We start from the raw sequence: 13,548 nt of genomic DNA on the forward strand, positions 1-13,548 counted from the left end.
AAGACCGAATAGGGACCGTGCGTCCGGAGCGATCCGGGCAGGGCCGTCGTAGGCCTGAGCGGTCCGGGTAGGTCGCGAGAACCGTCCCGCGAGGGGCGGTCCAGAGGAATGATCGCCTAAGCCCGGCGTTTCGGCGCAGGGCGGCACAGAACCCGGCTTACAGGCCGTCTGGTCCATTTTCCGCCCCCGGGGGCGGCGAACCCTCTCAGCAACCCAGTCGCTGGCGGACCTCGGCCACCCGCGTGCGCGAGACCGGCACCCACAGATCGTCACCGATCCGCAGGCGGTGGCGGCCGCCGCCTTCGGCCCGCAGTTCCTGGGCGTGGGCGAGGTTGACGATGTGGGATCGGTGGACGCGAAGGAAGCGGGGCGGCAGTCGCTCGGCCAGGCCGCTCAACGCCTGCGCCTCCAGGAATCGCCGGCCGTTCGCCAGGCTGATTTCCACATAGTCGCCGGCCGCCTGGATGGCCTGGATCCGCTCTGGGTCCACGAAACGCCGCGAGCCTGCCGGGCCGAAAACCAATCGCTCGGCCACGGGGGAAGCCTGGAGCGTCCTTCGGAGGGCCGCACCCGGACGCCAGAGGAGCTGGACGATCAGCGGCGCCGACGCCGCATAGAGGCCCTGGTCCATGTAATCGGGCCGGGGAAGAAGCGGGAAGGCCGCCATAAGCAGCAGGGCTGCCGCCTGTTGGAGACCTTCGCCGTCGCGACGGCGGATCGCGGGAAGGCCGACGATCAGGCCTCCCGCCAGCGCACCGGCGAAGATCAGCCTGGAGGCCTCCGCCGGCGCGGACAGCATCACGAGCGCGCCGAGCCCAGCCAAGCCGACGCGCCATGGCCGAGCCGCGCGCCAGGAGACGCTCTCCAGGGCCAGCCAGACGCAACCGATGGCGAGCGTGGCGGCGCCGGCCTTGAGGACGGACATCCGAAGCGCTTGGAGCGGATAGGGATAGTCGATGACCGATCGCGAGAGCTCGGCGGCGGCGCAGATCAGCAGGCCCGCCAGGATCGCCGCGCCCGGCGAGCGGAGCTCACGCCTCGAGGCCATGAGGACCAGCGACAGGAGAAGCACGCCCGACATCAGCAGCGGCGCGGCGTAGTAGCCAACGGGCCGGCGCGCGTCGGCGGAGAACGGCGCCACGCGCAGGCCGAAGATGGTCCCCTGGCCGTGAATCACGCTGCGGGACGCGTCCAGCCGCTCGGCCGACAGCCGCAGCATCAGGACATCGCGCTTGGGATCGAGACGTTCGGCGGGCAGCGGGAGCACTGCGTCAACCGGGCCCGGGACCTCGGTCGAGGCGGAAGCCCCGGGCCGGCCCTTGGTTCCGATCGGCGTCCCGTTCCAGGCCGCGTCGGCTGAAAAGCCGCCGGAGAGATAGAGGCCGAGCGGTGTGCGGGCGGCAAGGATCGCCGGGGCGATGTCGAAGCGGGCCCGCAGCAGCGAGACCTGTCCCTTGGGAAGCTTCAGGGCGCGCAGGTCGACCGGACGCCAGCCGGATCCGGGCGTGAGAATCTCCGCCGACAGCATCCGTCCGGCGACCGATTCCTCCGGGCCTTGGAACGCGGCGGGGAGCGCAAGCGCCACCAGGACGGCGAACAGGGCGCCCAGCCAGCGCAAGGCGTCGTCCCTGTCGGGCAGCCAGCGAAGGTGCAGTTTATCCGACAAAGCGTGCATTTCAGCGATTGCCCCGCAGGCGCCGTCGAGGGTGGTTTAAGGCCAAGCCGGCGGTGGGGTGACTTGGCTTAGAGAGTTTGTCCGAAATGCGGAATCTGCTCCTGGTGATCATGACGGTGGCCCTGGCGACGCCGCAACTCGCCGCCGCGACGCCCCCGCTGGAGCGGCGGGTCGACGCATACCTTGCGCCCCTGCTGGCCGAGCGGAAATTCTCCGGCGAGGTGCTGATCGCGCGCGGCGACCATGTGCTGCTGGACAAGGGCTATGGCCTGGCCTCCGTCGAGCTCGGCGCGCCCAACGCGCCCGGGCGGAAGTTCCAGGTGGGCTCGGTGTCGAAGCCGCTCACCGCCGCCGTGGTCATGAAGCTGGTCGAGCGCGGGCGGATCGTCCTGTCCGATCCGCTGTCCAAGTACGTTCCCGAGTATCCCGCAGGCCGCGACATCACCATCGAACAGCTGCTCACCCACACCTCCGGCGTGCCGGACGTCAATGGCTTGCCGATCTACAAGAGCCTCGGCCTGCAGCACCGCACGCCGGCCGAGATCGTGGCGGCGTTCAAGGACGCGCCCTTGGCCTTCCCCCCGGGGTCCAGCTACGCCTATTCCAACTCGAACTATGTCCTGCTCGCCCTGATCATCGAGCGGGTGACAGGCGAGGCCTATGGCGAGGCGATGCAGCGGGAGCTGTTCGACCCGCTGGGCATGCGCGACTCCGGGCATCGGGGCGACGATTCCGCGGTCATACCGAACATGACCTCGGGCTATGTGCGCTCCAAGGCCGGGACGCTCGCCCGGCCTGCGTGGTTCGACTGGTCGGTCAAGACCGGCAACGGGTCGATCTATTCCACTGGGCAGGACCTGTTCCGGTTCGTCCGCGGCTATTTTGGCGGGCGCGTCATCGGTTCCCGACTGGTCGATCTGGCCACGACCCCGAAATCTGTTCCGCCCAGGGCGCCGGGCTTCGAATGGCTGTCGCGCGATATCGGCTATGGGTGGATGCTCGACCGCAATCTCGGTCGGCGGCGCGTGTTCCACATCGGGCGAAGCCCCGGCTACAACGCCGCCCTGGCCTATTATCCAGACGATCAGCTTACCGTCGTCGTGCTGTCCAACATCTATGTGGACGCCACCCTGCCGGCGTCCGAGGCCTTCGCGGGCATGGTGCTTGGAGCGCCCTCGCAGGCGCACTAGCCCTGCGCCTCGATCGGGTTTCGCTTCACGACGAATTGGGATCGAATGACACCAGAGCCGCTGCAACGGCCCAGTTTGTTAACAGATGTGGCAACAGTTCGCTGTATGTTCTGTGGATAACAATAGTTGATTAACCATACTTGCCTGGGAAAGATTGGTTTCCTTGGAGAAAGGTCATTTAGAGTCATTTACTCCCAATTCATCCCATGTTACCCCGTTCGTACTTCGCTAACCAAGATGGCGCGTTGGGGGCGGCCGCTCGGGGCGTGAGGTGAGGGGAGCGGCTGGCGGAGCCGTTCCGGGCATGGGGCGTTGCGGTGTTTTTCTCGACGTTCGAGAAACAGCTGGATGGGAAGCGGCGCATCGTTGTGCCGCAGGAGTTCCGCGCCCAGACCGCGGGCCCGTTCGACGGCGTCGTCTGTTTCCCCTCCATCGAGGCCGACTGCATCGAGGGCGGCGGCAAGGCCCTGTTCGACCGCTACAACCAGGTCATCGAGGAGCTGGAGTTCGGCGATCCGCTGCGCAGCGCGCTGGAGGTTTCGATCCTCGGCGGCATGGCTCAGCTCTCCTATGACACCGCCGGGCGCATCACCCTGCCGGAAGTCCTCTGCCAGCAGTTCGGCCTGACCGACTGGGTCGTGGTGGTCGGGCTGGGCGACCGCTTCCAGATCTGGAGCCGCGAGGCCTTCCAGGCGCACCGCGCGGCCCAGCGCACGGTAGCGCGCGATGGCTTGGCGGCGCTCCGCGCCCAGCAACGCGCCGCCAGGCTGTCCGCAGGATCCGCCGGATGACCGCAGCGCATGTCCCCGTCCTGCTCGACGAGGTCGTGGATGCGATGCAACCCCGCGCCGGCAAGCTCCTGGTCGACGGCACCTTCGGGGCCGGCGGCTATAGCCGCGCCCTGCTGGCGGGCGGCGCCCAGGTCATCGCCTTCGACCGCGACCCCACAGCGCGCCGCTTCGCCGAGACCCTGCCGGCCGACCGCTTCCGCCTGGTCGAGGGCCGCTTCTCCGAGCTGGACGCCGAGACCGGCGCGGCCGCCCTGGACGGCGTGGTGCTCGACATCGGCGTCTCGTCCATGCAGCTCGACCAGGCCGAGCGCGGCTTCTCGTTCATGAAGGACGGGCCGTTGGACATGCGCATGGCGGCCGACGGGCCGACTGCCGCCGACCTGGTCAATGGGACCGAGCCCGCCGAACTGGCCCGCATCCTCTTCGTCTACGGCGAGGAGCGCGAGAGCCGCCGCATCGCCCGCGCCATCGCCAGGCGGCGCGACGAACAGCCCTTCACGCGGACCCTGGAGCTGGCCGAGTTCATCGAAAAGGCCCTGGGCGGCCGCAGAGGCGCCAAGGTCCATCCCGCCACCCGCTCGTTCCAGGCCATCCGCATCGCCGTCAACGAGGAGCTGAGCGAGCTGGAGGCCGGCCTCGCCGCCGCCGAGCGGGCCTTGAAGCCGGAGGGCCGCCTCTGCGTCGTCACGTTCCATTCGCTCGAGGACAGAATCGTGAAGACCTTCCTGGCGGTGCGGGCAGGCAGGACGCCGGCGGGGTCGCGCCACGCGCCGCCGCTTCAGGCCGGCGCCGAGCCGAGCTTCCGGCTGCTGTTCAACGGCGCGCAAGGGCCGTCGCAGGCGGAGCTCGACGCCAACCCGCGGGCCCGGTCGGCCAAGCTGAGGGCGGCGGTGCGCACGGCCGCGCCGGTATGGAGGGCTGCGGCGTGAACTGGCTCAATCACCGGGTCCGGGGTTTCCGGCTGGTCGACCTGGTCGCCGTTTCCGTGCTGACGTTGCTGATCCTGGGCGTCTACCTGGCCAAGACGGTGGCCGGGGGCGAGCGGGCCAAGATCGCCACGGTGGAGCGCCAGATCGCCGGCGAGAAGGCCCGCATCCGCCTGTTGCAGGCCGAGGTCACCCACCTGGAGCAGCCGGCGCGGATCGAGCGCCTGTCGGAGACCTACCTGGGCCTGCAGCCGCTCAGCGAGAAGCGCGTCGCCAACCTCGCCGACCTGCCGCAGGTCGCCCAGAAGCCGGTGACCGGGCCGATCAAGGTGGTGGAGGTGACGCCCGATCCGCTGACCTCCGCCCCGGCGCAGGCGGCCTCGCCGCTGCCGGTCCCGACCCAGGTCGCGACTGCCGGGACCCGCCAATGAGCCTGGGCCAGACCAGCTTCGGACCGTCCTGGTTCTCGCGCCGCCTCACCGGCTTCATGTGGGGCCTGGAGCACGCCTTCGAGCGCGCCCGCGCCTCGGGCCGCGCCGAGGACGACACGCGCCTGCGCATCTTCTTCGTGCTGTTCCTGTTCTCGCTCGGCTTCCTGGTGCTGGCGGTGGGAGCGACGCGCGCCACCCTGTTCTCCCACGCCGCCGAAGGCGACGGCTATCTCCCGCCGATCGGCGCGGCGCGCGCCGACCTGGTGGATCGCAACGGCCAGATGCTGGCCGCCGACCTGCTGCACTATGGCCTCTACATCGACCCGCGGGAGATCTGGGACGCCGGCGAGACCCGCCAGGTGCTGAGCGCCAACCTGCCGGACCTGTCGCCGGAACGGCTGGACAAGGCCCTGAAGGCCGGGCGGCGCACCTTCGTGATCGGCGGCCTGACGCCGGAAGCCCGCGGCAAGATCCAGGACCTCGGCCTGCCGGGCGTCTCCTTCGAGCCGGAGCAGAAGCGGGTCTACCCGCTGGGCTACACCGCCGCCCACCTGATCGGCTTCGCCGACACCGGCGGCCAGGGCCTGGCCGGCGCCGAGGCCGCCCTGAACGACGAGGTCCGCGAGGCCGCCGCCGGCAACGGCGCCGTCCAGCTCTCCATCGACCTGCGCATCCAGGCCGCGGTGGAGGACGAGCTCTACAAGTCGGTCAGCCAGTTCCGGCCCAAGGGCGCCGTCGGGATCGTCATCAACGTCCACACCGGTGAAATCCTGGCGCTGGCCAACTATCCGACCTTCGATCCCAACAAGCCCGGCGCCTACAGCCTGGACGCGCGGCAGAACAAGGCGGCGAACGCGATCTACGAGATGGGCTCGACCTTCAAGGGCTTCACGGTGGCCACCGGGCTGGACACAGGGGTCGCCACGCCGACCTCCACCTTCGACGCCACCCATCCCTTCCAGCTCGGCTACCGCACCATCCACGACTACCACGCGACCCACGCGATCCTGACCCTGGTGGAGGTGTTCCAGCATTCTTCCAACATCGGCACCGCGCGCCTGGGCGAGGAGATCGGGCCGGAACGGCTGCACGACTACTTCAACAGGTTCGGCCTCACCCAGCCGGCCAAGACCGAGCTCATCGAAACGGCGCGGCCGCTGACGCCGCGCAAGTGGGACACCGACGCCATCGCCTCGATGTCCTTCGGCGAAGGCATCAACGTCACGCCCCTGGCGGTGGCGCGGGCCTATTCGGGCCTGGTGAACGGCGGCGAACTTCTGCCGCTGACCATCAAGAAGTTGCCGGCCGGCACGGTCGTGCATGGCCCGCGCATGGTCTCCGAGAAGACCGCGCTGACCCTGCTGCAGATCATGCGCTCCAACGTCTCCTGCCCCTGCGGGTCGGGCAAGTCGGCCAACGTCCCCGGCCTGAACGTGGGCGGCAAGACCGGCACGGGCAACAAGTGGGATCCGGCGGCCAAGCGCTATTCGACGACCAAGCAGGTCTCATCCTTCGCCGCGGCCTTCCCGACCGATGGGAAGCTCTCGGATCCCCGCTACTTCGTGTTGATCCTCATGGACGAGCCGCAGCGCGACAAGACCGGCGCCGACCCTACCGGCGGCATCGTGGCCGCGCCGGCCGTGGGCAGGATCATCGAGCGCATCGCCCCGTTCCTGGGCGTCCAGAAGCGCGCCGAGACCAACCCCTTCACGCCCGCGGACCCGAACGCGACCAGCGCGGAGGAGGAGCATTGACCCCGATGCGGCTCTCGGACCTCGTCCAGCGCGACCTCTCGGTCGATCCGCAGATCGAGGGGCTGACCGCCGACAGCCGCAAGGTGAAGCCGGGCTGGCTGTTCGTGGCGCTGCCCGGCGTCAAGGCCGATGGCCGCAGCTTCGCGCCGAAGGCGCTGGAGCAGGGCGCTGCCGCCATCCTGACCGGCCGCGAGATCGAGGGGCTGAGCGCCCCGCAGGTGATCGCCCGCGACCCGCGCCGCGCCTATGCGCTCGCCGCCTCGGCCTTCTGGGGCCACCAGCAGCCGGAGACCTGCGTCGCGGTCACCGGCACCAACGGCAAGACCTCGGTGGCGGGCTTCTGCCGCCAGATCTTCGCCGCTGCGGGCCTGAAGGCCGCCAGCATGGGCACCCTGGGCGTGCGGGTCTCGGCGCCGGGCGCGGCGGATGAGCAGCTCACCCCGCCGGGGCTGACCACGCCCGACGCCGCCGACGTCGCCGAGCTGATGGCGCACATGGCCCAGGGCGGGGTGACGCACCTGGCGATGGAGGCTTCCTCGCACGGCATCGACCAGCGCCGGCTGGACGGCGTGCGGCTGGCCGCGGCGGGCTTTCTCAACCTGACCCAGGACCACCTCGACTACCACGGCACCATGGGCGTCTACCGGGCCGCCAAGCTGCGGCTGTTCGAGATGCTGTTGCCGCGCGGGAAGACGGCGGTGCTGAACGCCGACAGCGACGCCTACGACGCCTTCGCCGCCATCGCGCTGGGCTCCGGCCAGACGATCATGAGCGTCGGTGAGGCCGGCCAGGGGCTGCGCCTGGCGGAACGCTCGATGCTGCCCAACGGCCAGGCTTTGACGATCGAGCATGAAGGCAAGACCTACCGCCTCGTCCTGCCGCTGGCCGGGGCCTTCCAGGCCTCCAACGCCCTGGTGGCCGCGGGCCTGGCCATGGCCGCGGGGCTCTCCGTCGAGCAGGCGCTGGCGGGGCTGGAGCATCTCGAAGGCGCGCCGGGCCGGCTGCAGCGTGTCGGCCAGGGCCCGCGCGGCGGCGAGGCCTATGTGGACTACGCCCATACGCCCGACGGGCTGGAGACGGTGCTGAAGGCGCTCAGGCCCCACGTGCGCGGCAAGCTGATCGTGGTATTCGGGGCCGGCGGCGACCGCGACCGCGCCAAGCGTCCGCAGATGGGCAAGGCGGTCGCCGAACTGGCCGACGTCGCCATCGTCACCGACGACAACCCGCGCTCGGAAACGCCAGCCGCCATCCGCGCCGAGGTGCTGGCGGGCGGTTCCGGCGCGACCGAGATCGGCGACCGCCGCGAAGCCATCCGCGCCGCCGCCGCCCTGCTGTCGGACGGCGATATCCTGGTGGTCGCCGGCAAGGGCCATGAACAGGGCCAGATCGTGGGCGATGTGGTTCATCCGTTCGACGACGTGACCGAGACCCGGGAAGCGCTTGGTGGCTGAACCTGCTCTCTGGACCTCCGACGAGATCGCCCGGGCGACCGGCGGCCGGCTCGTCGGCGAGCCCTTCGCGGCGACCGGGGTTTCCATCGACACCCGCACGCTTGAGCCCGGCGACCTGTTCGTGGCCTTGGCCGGCGCCCGCGATGGCCACGAATTCGTCGGCCAGGCCAGGGGCGCGGGCGCGTGGGGCGCGCTGGCCTCCCAGCCGGTCGAGGGCCCGGCGGTGATGGTAGCCGACACCCTGCAAGCCCTGGAACGCCTGGGCGAAGCCGCTCGCGAGCGGGCGCCCCGGGCCAGGCGTGGCGCGGTCACCGGCTCGGTCGGCAAGACCAGCGTCACCCAGGCGGTCATGGCCGGCCTGATGCTGGCCGGGCGCGCGCATTCGTCAGTGAAGTCCTACAACAACCACATCGGGGTGCCGCTGACGCTGGCGCGGATGCCTGCCGAAACCGAGCGCGCCGTCTTCGAGATCGGCATGAACCACGAGGGCGAGATCCGCCCGCTGACCCGCATGGTCCGTCCGCACGCCGCGGTGGTGACCACCGTGGGGCCCGTGCATACCGAGAACTTCGCCGACGGCGAGGCGGGCGTCGCCCGCGCCAAGGCCGAGGTGTTCGAGGGGCTGGAGCCGCATGGCGTGGCGGTGCTGAACGCCGACAACCGCTGGTTCGACCTGCTGAAGGCCGAGGCGCAAAAAGCCGGCGCACAGGTGCGCACCTTCGGCCGCGCCGAGGGCTGCGACGCGCGGCTGATCGACTTCCAGGCCGATGGCGGGCGCGGGATCGTGCAGGCCCGCTTCCACGGCAAGGGCCTGGACTTCCCGATCCTGCAGACCGGCCAGCACTGGGGCCTCAATTCCATGGCCGTGCTGCTGATGCTGGAGGCCCTCGACGTCGACCTCGGCGACGGCCTGGCGGCGCTGGGCAGCTTCGAGCCCCTGGCCGGCCGCGGGGCCGAGCGGCAGGTCGAACTGGCCGGCGGCGTCTTCACCCTGATCGACGAGAGCTACAACGCCAATCCGGTCTCCATGGCCTCGGCGATCGCCACCCTGGGCGCGCGTAAAGCCGCCGGGCGCAAGCTGGTGGTGCTGACCGACATGCTGGAGCTGGGGCCGAAGGCCGCAGCCTTCCATGCTGAGTTGGCGGAACCCCTCGACGCCGCCCGGGTCGACCTGGTGTTCGCCGCCGGCCCCTTGATGAAATCCCTCTGGGACGCGCTTCCTTCGACTCGGCGCGGCGGCTACGCCGAAACGGCGGCCGAACTCGCGCCGCAGGTCGAACGGGCCGCAGCGCCCGGCGACGTGGTGATGGTGAAGGGCTCGAACGGATCCAGGGCGGGGCTGATCGCCCAGGCCCTGGCCCGGCTCGACGTCAGGCCAGCGGAGGCCGGCTGATGTTCTTTTGGCTCTACGAGCACCTGGCGGCGGGCGTCCACGGGCATATCCCCGTCTTCAACCTGGTCCGCTACATCACCTTCCGCACCATCATGAGCCTGTTCACCGCCCAGGTGATCGTGGTGGCCATGGGCTCGCGCTTCATCCGTTGGATGCAGGCCAAGCAGGGCCGGGGCCAGCCGATCCGCGCCGAGGGCATCCAGCGCCACATCACCGAGAAGGCGGGCACGCCGACCATGGGCGGGGTGATGATCCTGGCCGGCCTGTTCGGGGGCACCCTGCTGTGGGGCGACCTCTCCAACGTCTACATCTGGGCGGTGCTGGTGGTGACCGCGGGCTACGGCCTGCTGGGCTTCCTCGACGACTATTCCAAGGTCACCAAGCACAGCACCGACGGCATCTCCGGGAAGATGCGCCTGTTCCTTGAGGCGCTGATCGCCATGGCGGCGATCGCGCTGATCATCCTCTTCGCGGCCAAGCCGCCGGAGGATCCCTCGCTCCTGACCTCGGTGGCCTTCCCGCTGGTCAAGAACGCGGTGGTGAACCTCTCCTGGTTCTACCTGCTGTTCGGGGCCTGCGTGATCGTGGGCGCGGCCAATGCGGTGAACTTCACCGATGGCCTGGACGGGCTGGCGACCGTGCCGGTGATGATCGCCGCCTCGGCCTATGGCATGATCGCCTACCTGGTCGGCAACTTCATCTTCGCCAACTACCTGCAGCTGCACTTCGTGCCCGGCGTGGGCGAGATCGCCATCTATTGCGCCGCGATGATCGGCGCCGGCCTGGGCTTCCTCTGGTACAACGCCCCGCCGGCCAAGATCTTCATGGGCGACACCGGCTCGCTGGCCCTGGGCGGCGGCATCGGCGCGGCGGCGGTGGCCACCCGCCAGGAGATCATCCTGGTGATCATCGGCGGCCTGTTCGTCGCCGAAACCCTGTCGGTGATCATCCAGGTCGCCTGGTTCAAGCGCACCGGCAAGCGCATCTTCCTGATGGCGCCGATCCACCACCACTTCGAGAAGCTGGGCTGGTCGGAATCCACCGTGGTGATCCGCTTCTGGATCGTCTCGATCATGCTGGCCCTGCTAGGCCTCGCCACCCTGAAGCTCAGGTAGGGGAGGGCCGGCCCGCATCATGATCCCGGTCCGCGGCTTCGAGGGAAAGACGGTCGCCGTGTTCGGCCTGGCCCGCACGGGCCTGGCGGCGGCGCGCGCCCTGATCGCCGGCGGCGCCCAGGTGGCGCTGTGGGACGAGAAGCCGCAGGCCCGCGCGGTCGCCGAGGCCGAGGGCCTGCCGGTGGTGGACCTGACCACCGCCGACTGGTCGCAGTTCGCCGCGATCATGCTGTCGCCGGGCGTGCCGCTGACCCATCCCAAGCCGCACTGGACGGTGGAGAAGGCCAAGGCCGCCGGTGTCGAGATCGTCGGCGACATCGAGCTCTTCGCCCGAACCGTGAACGCCGCGCCGGAGCACAAGAAGCCCAAGATCGTCGCCATCACCGGCACCAACGGCAAGTCGACCACCACCGCGCTGATCGGCCACGTCTGCGCCCAGGCCGGCCGCGACGTGCGCATCGGCGGCAACATCGGGGTCGGCGTCCTCGACCTCGAGGATATGCACGGCGGAGCGGTCTACGTGCTGGAGATGAGCTCCTACCAGCTCGACCTGACCTCCAGCCTGCACGCCGACGTCACCGTCATCCTCAACATCTCGCCTGACCACCTGGAGCGGCATGGCGCCATGGAGGGCTACGTCGCCGCCAAGCGCCGCATCCTGCTGAACCAGGGCAAGGGCGACACCGCGGTGATCGGCGTGGACGACGCCTGGGGCCAGCAGATCTGCACCGAGATCACCGCCGCCAACCGCCGCACCATCGTGCCGATCTCGGCGTCCAAGGCCATGGGCCGCGGGGTCTATGTGCTGAACGGCGCGCTCTACGACGCCATGGGCGAGCGCGCCCAGGAGGTGGTGGACCTGACCGGCGCCCGCTCGCTGCCCGGCCGCCACAACTGGCAGAACGCCGCGGCCGCCTATGCCGCCGCCAAGGGCCTGGGCATCGACCCGCAGGAGGCCGCCCAGCACCTGCTGACCTTCCCGGGCCTCGCGCACCGCATGGAGACGGTGGGCGTGCTGGGCCGGGTGCGCTTCGTCAACGACAGCAAGGCCACCAACGCCGACGCCGCGCGCCAGGCGCTTTCCAGCTATCCCAAGTCCTACTGGATCGCCGGCGGCCGAGCGAAGACCGACGGGATCGCCCCGCTGGAAGACCTCTTTCCCCGCGTCGCCAAGGCCTATCTGATCGGCGAGGCCGCGCCGGCCTTCGCCAAGGCGCTGAAGGGCAAGGCTCCCTTTGTCGAATGCGGCGTCCTGGATGTGGCCGTCGCCCAGGCCTACGCCGACGCGGCGGCCGCCAAGCGCGACGCCATCGTGCTGCTGTCGCCGGCCTGCGCCTCCTTCGACCAGTACCCGGACTTCGAGGCGCGCGGCGAGGCGTTCAGAGCGGCCGTGCAACGACTCGCCCATGCTGCCAAAGGTGCTGCATGACCGCCGCGACGCCGGAACCGCGCCGAATGACCGCCCAGGCCCACGCCTTCGCCCGTTCCGACCGCTCGCCGATCGGCGTCTGGTGGTGGACGGTGGACCGCTGGATGCTGGGCGTGGTGGTCCTGCTGATCGCCATCGGCGTGGTGATCGCCTTCGCCGCCAGCCCGGCGGCCGCGGCGCGGATGAACATCGGCGACCCGTTCCACTTCGCGGTGCGCCAGTGCGTCTTCGCCGCGATCTCGATGTGCATCCTGATCGTCACCTCGATGTTCGACGTGAAGCTGGTCCGACGAAGCGCCTTCTTCGTCTGGCTGATCGCGATTGCGATCATGCTCGCCCTGCCTTTCATGGGCCACAACGCCAAGGGCGCCACGCGCTGGATCGAGATCGGCGGCTTCACCCTGCAGCCGTCGGAGTTCATGAAGCCGGCGCTGATCATCCTGGTCGCCTGGATGTTCTCCGAGGGGCAGAAGGGCGAGGGCGTGCCCGGCGTCTCCATCGCCTTCGTGCTCTATTTCATCTCGATCAGCCTGCTGCTGATCCAGCCGGACATCGGCCAGACGGTGCTGATCACCGTGGCGTTCGGCGCGGCCTTCTGGATGGCCGGCGTGCCCATAAGCTGGGTCATGGGGCTGGGCGCGACGGCGATCGCGGGCTTGAGTTCCACCTACTTCCTGTTCCCGCACGTGGCGGTGCGGGTGGACAAGTTCCTGTCGCCCGACAAGGCCGACACCCACCAGGTGGACGCCGCCAAGGTGGCCCAGGCGGCCGGCGGCCTGTTCGGGCGCGGCCCGGGCGAGGGTGTGCTGAAGCGGGCCATCCCCGACGCCCACACCGACTTCGCCGCCAGCGTCGGCGCCGAGGAGTTCGGCCTGGTCTTCCTGCTGGTGGTGGTCGCCCTCTTCACCATCGTGGTGGTGCGCGGCCTTTATCGCGCCATGAAGCTCAGCGACCCCTTCGAACAGGTCGCCGCCGCCGGGCTCTTCGTCCTGGTGGGCCAGCAGGCGATCATCAACATCGCGGTGAACCTCGACATGATCCCCACCAAGGGCATGACCCTGCCGTTCATCAGCTATGGCGGCTCGTCCATGCTGGCCATGGGCCTGACCCTTGGCCTGGCGTTGGCGCTCACGCGGCGCAGGCCAGGCGCCTACACGGTGGGCGAGGGGCTCGCCAAGGCCGGCGCCTTCACCTAGGGCGCGCCTGATCATGAAGAAGCTCGCCGTCCTGGCCGCCGGAGGCACCGGCGGACACCTGTTCCCCGCCCAGGCGCTCGCCGAGGCGCTGATCGCGCGGGGCTGGTCCATCGTGCTGGCCTCGGACGAGCGGGTGGCGGGCCTGGCGCAGGACTTCCCGGCCGAGCGGCGGATCGGGCTGTCGGCCGCCACCTTCG

The 13,548-nt window shown here is 70.0% G+C and carries 12 protein-coding genes; 11 read left to right on the top strand and 1 reads right to left on the bottom strand.

Features of this window, described 5'->3' with window-relative positions; all coding sequences use genetic code 11:
• Positions 1 to 205: 205 nt before the first annotated feature.
• On the bottom strand, positions 206 to 1,666 hold the full coding sequence (locus tag VGL85_RS02105) for a LytTR family DNA-binding domain-containing protein (protein ID WP_331585518.1): 1,461 nt from the start codon (positions 1,664 to 1,666) through the stop codon (positions 206 to 208).
• Positions 1,667 to 1,761: 95 nt separating this feature from the next.
• Between VGL85_RS02105 and VGL85_RS02110 the strand changes: the two genes are divergently transcribed.
• From VGL85_RS02110 to VGL85_RS02160, 11 genes are all read left to right on the top strand, one after another.
• On the top strand, positions 1,762 to 2,865 hold the full coding sequence (locus tag VGL85_RS02110) for a serine hydrolase domain-containing protein (RefSeq protein WP_331585520.1): 1,104 nt from the start codon (positions 1,762 to 1,764) through the stop codon (positions 2,863 to 2,865).
• A 317-nt stretch (positions 2,866 to 3,182) separates the two neighbouring features.
• Positions 3,183 to 3,656: a division/cell wall cluster transcriptional repressor MraZ gene (locus VGL85_RS02115; protein WP_331585522.1), complete on the top strand. Its 474-nt coding sequence runs from the start codon at positions 3,183 to 3,185 to the stop codon at positions 3,654 to 3,656.
• Positions 3,653 to 4,585 carry a 16S rRNA (cytosine(1402)-N(4))-methyltransferase RsmH gene (gene rsmH / locus VGL85_RS02120; protein WP_331585524.1) on the top strand — a complete coding sequence of 311 codons (933 nt, stop codon included), beginning with the start codon at positions 3,653 to 3,655 and terminating at the stop codon, positions 4,583 to 4,585. Before VGL85_RS02115 ends, rsmH begins: the two co-directional genes overlap by 4 nt.
• On the top strand, positions 4,582 to 5,013 hold the full coding sequence (gene ftsL / locus VGL85_RS02125; protein ID WP_331585526.1) for a cell division protein FtsL: 432 nt from the start codon (positions 4,582 to 4,584) through the stop codon (positions 5,011 to 5,013). Before rsmH ends, ftsL begins: the two co-directional genes overlap by 4 nt.
• Positions 5,010 to 6,767 carry a penicillin-binding protein 2 gene (locus VGL85_RS02130; protein WP_331585528.1) on the top strand — a complete coding sequence of 586 codons (1,758 nt, stop codon included), beginning with the start codon at positions 5,010 to 5,012 and terminating at the stop codon, positions 6,765 to 6,767. Before ftsL ends, VGL85_RS02130 begins: the two co-directional genes overlap by 4 nt.
• A gap of 5 nt (positions 6,768 to 6,772) precedes the next feature.
• Positions 6,773 to 8,218, top strand: coding sequence for a UDP-N-acetylmuramoyl-L-alanyl-D-glutamate--2,6-diaminopimelate ligase (locus VGL85_RS02135; RefSeq protein WP_331585530.1), 1,446 nt, complete (start codon positions 6,773 to 6,775; stop codon positions 8,216 to 8,218).
• Positions 8,211 to 9,611 carry a UDP-N-acetylmuramoyl-tripeptide--D-alanyl-D-alanine ligase gene (locus tag VGL85_RS02140; RefSeq protein WP_331585532.1) on the top strand — a complete coding sequence of 467 codons (1,401 nt, stop codon included), beginning with the start codon at positions 8,211 to 8,213 and terminating at the stop codon, positions 9,609 to 9,611. The genes VGL85_RS02135 and VGL85_RS02140 overlap by 8 nt, the downstream gene beginning before the upstream one ends.
• Positions 9,611 to 10,726, top strand: a complete 1,116-nt coding sequence (gene mraY / locus VGL85_RS02145; RefSeq protein WP_331585534.1) for a phospho-N-acetylmuramoyl-pentapeptide-transferase — start codon at positions 9,611 to 9,613, stop codon at positions 10,724 to 10,726. The genes VGL85_RS02140 and mraY overlap by 1 nt, the downstream gene beginning before the upstream one ends.
• Before the next feature lie 19 nt (positions 10,727 to 10,745).
• On the top strand, positions 10,746 to 12,155 hold the full coding sequence (gene murD, locus VGL85_RS02150) for a UDP-N-acetylmuramoyl-L-alanine--D-glutamate ligase (RefSeq protein WP_331585536.1): 1,410 nt from the start codon (positions 10,746 to 10,748) through the stop codon (positions 12,153 to 12,155).
• 26 nt (positions 12,156 to 12,181) lie between these two features.
• Positions 12,182 to 13,351 carry a putative lipid II flippase FtsW gene (ftsW, locus tag VGL85_RS02155; RefSeq protein WP_331585540.1) on the top strand — a complete coding sequence of 390 codons (1,170 nt, stop codon included), beginning with the start codon at positions 12,182 to 12,184 and terminating at the stop codon, positions 13,349 to 13,351.
• Positions 13,352 to 13,364: 13 nt separating this feature from the next.
• Positions 13,365 to 13,548, top strand: a 184-nt coding sequence (locus VGL85_RS02160; protein WP_331585538.1) for a glycosyltransferase, incomplete at its 3' end; no start/stop codon positions are given.

It is taken from the genome of Phenylobacterium sp., assembly GCF_036501465.1.
GTDB lineage: Bacteria > Pseudomonadota > Alphaproteobacteria > Caulobacterales > Caulobacteraceae > Phenylobacterium.

Bases quoted from the DNA above. Each gene is read 5' to 3' on its own strand.
- VGL85_RS02130 (WP_331585528.1), top strand. From the start codon at position 5,010: ATGAGCCTGGGCCAGACCAGCTTCGGACCGTCCTGGTTCTCGCGCCGC.
- rsmH (WP_331585524.1), top strand. From the start codon at position 3,653: ATGACCGCAGCGCATGTCCCCGTCCTGCTCGACGAGGTCGTGGATGCG.
- ftsW (WP_331585540.1), top strand. From the start codon at position 12,182: ATGACCGCCCAGGCCCACGCCTTCGCCCGTTCCGACCGCTCGCCGATC.
- murD (WP_331585536.1), top strand. From the start codon at position 10,746: ATGATCCCGGTCCGCGGCTTCGAGGGAAAGACGGTCGCCGTGTTCGGC.
- VGL85_RS02135 (WP_331585530.1), top strand. From the start codon at position 6,773: ATGCGGCTCTCGGACCTCGTCCAGCGCGACCTCTCGGTCGATCCGCAG.
- VGL85_RS02110 (WP_331585520.1), top strand. From the start codon at position 1,762: ATGCGGAATCTGCTCCTGGTGATCATGACGGTGGCCCTGGCGACGCCG.
- mraY (WP_331585534.1), top strand. From the start codon at position 9,611: ATGTTCTTTTGGCTCTACGAGCACCTGGCGGCGGGCGTCCACGGGCAT.